This window comes from Oikeobacillus pervagus (assembly GCF_030813365.1).
In the GTDB taxonomy this organism is placed as follows: Bacteria; Bacillota; Bacilli; order Bacillales; family DSM-23947; genus Oikeobacillus; species Oikeobacillus pervagus.
Map to the genome: position 1 here is coordinate 1 of NZ_JAUSUC010000103.1, position 1,433 is coordinate 1,433.

Sequence of the window (1,433 nt, forward strand, 5' to 3'; positions counted from 1 at the left end):
TCTGAATAGGTTACACTTAGTTGGACAGATTTGTTAAGGTCATATAAACTTGATTCAACAAAAGTCGGAGGAGAATCAACTATGGCCAAAAGAGAAAGAAGAACATTTTCAAAAGAGTTTAAAGAACAAATTGTCCAGCTGCATGCTTCAGGCAAACCACGGGCTGAGATTATCAAAGAATATGAGCTGACGCCTTCTGCCTTTGATAAATGGGTTCGTCAACATAAATCAAGTGGATCTTTTGAAGAAAAGGACAATAGAACTCCGGAACAAGAGGAGTTAATTAGACTCCGCAAAGAAAATCAAAGACTCACAATGGAGAATGATATTTTAAAGCAAGCCGCGCTGATAATGGGACGAAAGTAGATGTGATTCGAAATAACCGTCACAAATACTCGATATCAGCAATGTGCTCCGTCCTACAACTTCCTAGAAGCACTTACTATTATGAAGCGAAAATTCGAGATAATCAGGATGAAGAATTAACAAATTTAATTGTTAAAATCTTTAAAGACAGTCGGAATATTTATGGACAAAGGAAAATAAAAAAAGAGCTCCAAAAGCAAGGATGGCAAGTGTCACGTCGTCGTATTGGACGAATTATGAAGGAACAAGGACTTGTCTCCAAGTATACAGTAGCTCAATTTAAACCTAGAAAAACAGCGGTAAATGAGTCTGAAATTGGAAATACACTGAATCGGGAATTTAATCAAGACAAAGAATTAAAAGTGATTGTGAGTGATTTAACATACGTTCGAGTTAAGCAAAAATGGCATTATATTTGTGTTCTAGTGGATTTATATAATCGTGAAATTATTGGTTACAGTGCTGGCCCTAATAAGAGTGCTGAGCTAGTTCAACGTGCCTTTTCAACGGTGAAATATAATCTAAATCGCCTTGAATTATTCCACACAGATCGAGGGAGTGAGTTTAAAAACCAGCTTATAGACGAGGCGTTAGAGACATTTGGCATTGAGAGATCATTGAGTGAAAAAGGAACACCTTATGACAATGCGGTTGCCGAGGCAACGTTCAAAACGATTAAAACAGAATTCGTTAGCGGGAGGGTATTCGCTAGTCAGCAGGAACTTGATCTTGAGTTATTTGATTATGTGAATTGGTTTAATAATATTCGCATTCATGGGTCCCTAGACTATTTAACGCCTAACGAATACAAATGCAAGCACCAAGCTGAAATGAGCACTATCTAGTAGAGAAACGTGCACTTTATTTGGAGAGGCGGGCATGATACCCTTTGTAGTTAGCCAGATTTTTGAAATATCTGGATTCCTGGCTCAAAATCATGCCCGCAGAGGCTCCATGTAAAGTGACAAACTGCACGCACTACCTTCCAGCAAAGTGATCAGATTTTGAACGCTATAAACAAGTTTGTGTTCCTTTAAAAATTTGTTCAGTTTAGTGTTGACATACCA

Annotated in this window: 1 protein-coding gene; it reads left to right on the top strand. The window is 37.8% G+C overall.

The window, feature by feature from the left end; all coding sequences use genetic code 11:
- The first annotated feature begins 81 nt into the window (after positions 1-81).
- Positions 82-1,211, top strand: a protein-coding gene (locus tag J2S13_RS16820) for an IS3 family transposase (protein ID WP_307258975.1) whose coding sequence is annotated in 2 segments (ribosomal slippage) — positions 82-331 and positions 331-1,211 — 1,131 coding nt in all. Because the reading frame shifts where the segments join, the coding sequence is not laid out codon by codon here.
- Positions 1,212-1,433: the final 222 nt, after the last annotated feature.